The following is a 4,942-nucleotide window of genomic DNA, read 5'->3' on the forward strand; positions in this document are numbered from 1 at the left end:
TTGAGATTGAACGCTCGTTGTTAGAAGGTCAGGTCGTTACAAATAAAAACCCGATTCCCTTTGACACGCTTCCGCCATCGAAGGCAGGTGGACTGAGGATCGGTAGCGCTGCATTGACCACCCGCGGATTTAACGAAGAGCAATTTTTCGAGCTTGGCGTTATGATTGGAAAGGTCGTTACGTCTACCAGTAAGCAGGACATCGTGGCGGACTTGAGGGCTTTTGTTAAGACGAACACACAAGGGCTTCCTTTGTTTAATCGGAACTGGGTGGCGTAGTAGGCGTCATGCCGACGAAGTAGAATTGGATAACATGGCACAGGGACTGTTGGAATGAACCGCACCGGGTTTGCCGGAGGCCGTTTCGTTTGAGTCACGCGGCCATGGCTGGTTCCTCCAGCATGGCGCAGTACCGTTCCTCGGCTTCGGCCGGCGGGATGTTGCCAATGGGCTTCAGCAGCCGGCGATTGTTGAACCAGTCGGCCCATTCCAACGTCGCGAACTCGACGGCCTCGAATGAGCGCCAGGGTCCGCGTCGGTGGATCACCTCGGCCTTGTAGGGACCGTTGATCGTTTCGGCGAGAGCATTGTCGTAGCTGTCGCCGACGCTGCCGACCGAGGGCTCGACGCCGGCCTCCGCCAAGCGCTCGGTGTATCGAATGCTGACGTATTGACTGCCTCTATCGCTGTGGTGCACGAGCCCGCCACCCTGAACAGGGCGTCGATCGTGTAATGCCTGTTCCAGGGCATCGAGAACGAAGGCGGCATGCGCCGTCCGGCTCACCCGCCAGCCGACGATCCGGCGGGCATAGGTGTCGATGACGAAAGCCACGTAGACGAAGCCGGTCCAGGTCGCGACGTAGGTGAAGTCGGAGACCCACAGCATGTTCGGCGCCGGAGCATGGAACTGGCAATTGACGTGATCGAGAGGGCAAGGTGCGGCCTTGTCGCTCACCGTGGTGCGGATCGGCTTGCCGCGGATGATGCCTTCGAGGCCCTCGTTTTTGGCACCGGTCAAGAGGGGCGCTGTTTGTTGCTTTCGCATGCTGTCGCCCTCAAGGCTGATGCGGTGAGCGTTGTGAACGATCCTGTCGAGAACGGCGGCAGTATCCGGTGTTTGGTTCTGCATCAGGTCATGCCATCTGGCCACGGGGACTTGGGCGGTGATCGGGGTGTATTTTCGCCGACAGCGTTCCTCCATGATTTCGAACAGGTGGAAGCGCTGCTGGTCGGTGAGTTTGTGGGTCCCGAAGTCGTCGAGAATGAGGAATGGGAAGCGGGTGAGCTTGTCGATGAGGCGGGAAAAGCTGCCACCGAGGCGAGCGAGCGCCAGATCCTTGAACAGGCGCGGCACGCGCACATAGAGCACGGGAATGATCGAGCCGTGCCGCTTGCCGGCCGAAGGCGCAGGCCAGCCATGACTTGCCGGTGCCGGTCTGGCCGTCGATCCAGTCCGGCAGCCTCTGGCTGAAGCTGACAAAGCGAAGGTCAGGTTGGAGGCGCCCAGCACCGCGACGAAGATCTGGGCGGCGTGAATGACGCCGGTCGCCGGATCGATCACCGGCACCGTTTGCCCGGCATAGTCGACCGCGCCAGCCGCATGCCGGTTGCGGAATGTCGCGCTGTCCGGCTGCCGGAAGGCGGCGAACCGGTCGCAGAACCAGGTGAAGCCGTAGCCGTCGGGATGGGTGACGCGATATTCCTGCTACAACAGCGTCAGCGTCACGCTTTTGCGTTTTAGCTCCCGGGCGACAAGCGCCCAGTCCGGCTCGCTCAGATCCGGCGGCGGACGCCCCATACGGTGGAACAGACGCTGTTCCAGTGCCGCATCGTCGTCAAAGCCGGCAGGCAGAGGCCAGCACGACAGCCCCGCCTCCCGCGCCCGCAGTAAATAGGTCGAAACCGAGGTCTTGCCGATCTTCAGTCGCTCTGCCACCTCGCGCATCGAAAGACCCTGTTCATGGGTCAGGCGCAGGATCGTCCGGATATCCCTCACGCTCGTTCGTCTCGCTTGCTTCCGTCTTGGCATGGGCTCTCTCGGTTCGATGATGAGAGCCAAAATGCCAGAACGGCGCAGCCGAGAACCGACCGTCAAATCCACCCCAGAAAATTGGTCCGGGACTTAGCGGAATCACTGTCCGGGAGTTAGTGAAAACGGTGTCCGGGACTTACCGGAAAAGGTGTCCGGGACTTACTGAGACACGCAGATCAACTATACGCTCTCGCGCTGGGAGGACTTTGCCCGCTTCATCGATGACGGCAGAATCGTAATTACCCACCCCCTCGCCCCTTCCATGCGGCACAGTGTGTCGTCACTCGTCCTCGATGTGCGGGCTGCGGCGAGCCTTGCCGATCTTGCTGACGATCCTCGGGTAATTGGCATCGGGCTGCGCCTGCCTTGTTCCAATAACTTAAACGCGGAAGCGCCACTCGCTTTCACGCTGCGAGAGCTGGAGGTGACAGATCTTGTCCGTTTTGAGCTTGGCATGGGCAATGATACGAAGGCTCAACCCGTCCGCATCACTGCAATCGTGGCTTCCTCCGAGCGTTGCTCTCAGAGAATCGCAACCAGCAAACTACGCGATGGGCTCCTTGAGCAGATAGAAAGCATCGTTGATAACGAATCCGTCGAGTCCTCTGGCCCGGGCATAGGTCAGCAAGTCGCTTGCGCGATTGATGAAACCGGTGCCACTGAAGTTCAGCGATGTGTTGCAAAGAACGCCGGCCCCACTTTTCGCCTTGAACGAGGTAAGCAGTTCAAAGAGGTGCGGGTTCTGCTCCCGCGAAACCGTCTGGGCCCGCGCAGTTCCGTCGACATGCGTGACGGCCTCCAACCGGTTATCGAGAACCTTCTGGAAAAGAAGCATGTAGGGCGACGGGCTTGCCAAGTCGAAGTGGAGCCCAACGTCCTCTTCTAGGCAAACCGGCGCGATCGGGCGGAAACCCTCCCGGTTCTTGATGCGGTTTAACCGCTCATGGGTTGCCTTTGAGAAAGGAGCCGCGAGAATTGACCGATTGCCGAGCGCGCGTGGCCCGATTTCACAATTCCCCTGTACCCAGCCGATCACCTTGTCATCGAGCAACGCCGCGGCTACCTGGCCGTAGTCCAGTGGATGGACCTCGAGCCCGGTGTGGTCAATTTCGTCAAGTGTGAAAGGCTGGCCTGAATAGACGTTCCATTTGATTTTCGCATTACCGGTGAAATACCGCATCGCGTCGACTGCGGTCCCCATTGCCGAGCCTGTATCATTTGTACACGGCGGAATGAAAACGTCGGAAAAAAGATTCGTTTCGATCCATCGGCGGTTCCACTCGCAATTCAACCCGCAACCGCCGGCAATCAGCAGCGGGAGTCCCTTTGTCAGGTTCTTCTTCGCAAAGGTGTGGAACGAATCGAAGATGGCGTCCGAAACGCGCTTGGCGAGGTTGGTGAACTTCTGATGGGTAACACCAATGTTGTAGTAGGGCGACTCCCGCAAATCCTCCTTGCTCAGCGAGCTCAGAATACCGGGGCGTGGAAGCAGGAAGTCGATCAGCGCTTGCTCATCCCGGTCAGGCGATCCGGTCTGCCCATAGGCGCAAAGCGCCATTAGCTTGCCGGCGTCTTCGTAGCGCAATTGTCCTTTGGGCAAGGCGAATTTCGGATCGGCCAGCGCATAGAGGAAAGCATACTTGTTGCCAGGGGTCGACATCACTTTTCCCAAATGCACGACCTGCAGGCGCTCATCGATTTCATAAAAATCACCGAGGTCCCCCTCCCAGATCAGCGCATAGCAGGGCATTCCGGCGGGGAACGGCGACATGCCGTAGGAGCCCCAGAGATGGGAGCGCTCGTGCGTCGAGGAATAGAAATGCACCTTCCTGCCGAAGATAGTCTTCTCGCCGACAATCTCCGACCCTTGGGTTATGCCGTAGTAGCCTGCCGCGATGGAGACGTTGCGCGCGAATCCTGCGTTCTCCCACCCACCGACGGCAATCACATCCGGAATGGCGTCGAGGTGGCCAGCGGCGTCGAGGACCGTCGTCGGGGTAATGGTCGAATATCTCGGAAAACTATCCTTCTCAGCCTCGTAGGAATAGATGAGCTCGGCTGCTGATCCATCCAGTGCTGCAATTGCCCCATCATGGCCCGGTTTCATCGAAATTATTCTCATGTTACCAAACTCCTAGCCATCAACTGAAATACAATTGAATTGAAAACTTGTTTCGATAAAGAATTTACTAAAAATCATGTATTCCATTCAGATACTCTATTTATGGATAAGGACTAATTATGGGTGACGACCAAGCATGGCTAAATCATTTGGCTAAGTCGTTTTCTTAAATACCATATACGGTAGCTACACAGTTTAAAATTTTTATGAATTTGTTTGAAACTTTTCTACAATCGTTTCCTTTTTGTGCACTATATTAAGTTCTGATGTGCCATACGTGTCTATGTCGTGACCGCTTCTCGTCAAGGGATGATAGAATCTTTGGAATATTGGCCGAAATCAGTTGATGCGGCTTTGTGCCTGTTCCGGCAAAGTTTTGGCAACGGCTGTTACGACGCCATCGAAGTGACCACAACGGGAAAGCTCAGACCATTGGGGCTCTAAAGTTGCAAGGGGCTTGTCACGTTGTGCGACACTGGTCGGAGGAAAGCGGCTGCGGCAGAATTTAGGCGAGCGAACCAGCCACGGCCTTCCATTCGGCCATGGCGTTGAGGCGGTGAAGGTGGATCTGAAATGCGGATCGGATCGTGTCCCAGGGAGTGGTGTAGCTGACGGCTTGGTCGCCGCGCTCCGGCAAGGGCCGGGCTGATCAGCGTGCCACGGCTGGCAGGCTGATGAGCGGATCGTCGCTCATTTGGCTGATGGTTTCCAGCGTCATGTATCTGGCGCGCTGCACGGCCCATCGTCGTTCTGTTCGAGCAGGATCGCGCCAACCAGGCGGACGATGGC

1 protein-coding gene and 5 pseudogenes are annotated in these 4,942 nt (G+C 57.4%); 1 reads left to right on the forward strand and 5 read right to left on the reverse strand.

Translation table 11 applies throughout. The features are described 5' to 3' along the window. Positions 1 to 278, forward strand: a pseudogene (locus NKJ91_RS33280) (serine hydroxymethyltransferase); the annotation flags it as partial. 94 nt (positions 279 to 372) lie between these two features. Here NKJ91_RS33280 and NKJ91_RS33285 read toward each other — a convergent pair. The 5 genes and pseudogenes from NKJ91_RS33285 to NKJ91_RS33305 all read right to left on the reverse strand — a co-directional run. Further along, positions 373 to 996: pseudogene (locus NKJ91_RS33285) on the reverse strand (IS3 family transposase); the annotation flags it as partial. A 90-nt stretch (positions 997 to 1,086) separates the two neighbouring features. Then, positions 1,087 to 1,368: pseudogene (locus NKJ91_RS33290) on the reverse strand (ATP-binding protein); the annotation flags it as partial. A gap of 67 nt (positions 1,369 to 1,435) precedes the next feature. Further along, positions 1,436 to 2,028 (reverse strand): annotated as a pseudogene (locus NKJ91_RS33295) (IS21 family transposase); the annotation flags it as partial. 547 nt (positions 2,029 to 2,575) lie between these two features. Beyond that, positions 2,576 to 4,153: a carbamoyltransferase C-terminal domain-containing protein gene (locus NKJ91_RS33300; RefSeq protein ID WP_352458885.1), complete on the reverse strand. Its 1,578-nt coding sequence runs from the start codon at positions 4,151 to 4,153 to the stop codon at positions 2,576 to 2,578. Positions 4,154 to 4,802: 649 nt separating this feature from the next. Then, positions 4,803 to 4,942 (reverse strand): annotated as a pseudogene (locus NKJ91_RS33305) (IS256 family transposase); the annotation flags it as partial.

This window comes from Mesorhizobium sp. M0040 (assembly GCF_040323505.1).
Taxonomy (GTDB): domain Bacteria; phylum Pseudomonadota; class Alphaproteobacteria; order Rhizobiales; family Rhizobiaceae; genus Mesorhizobium.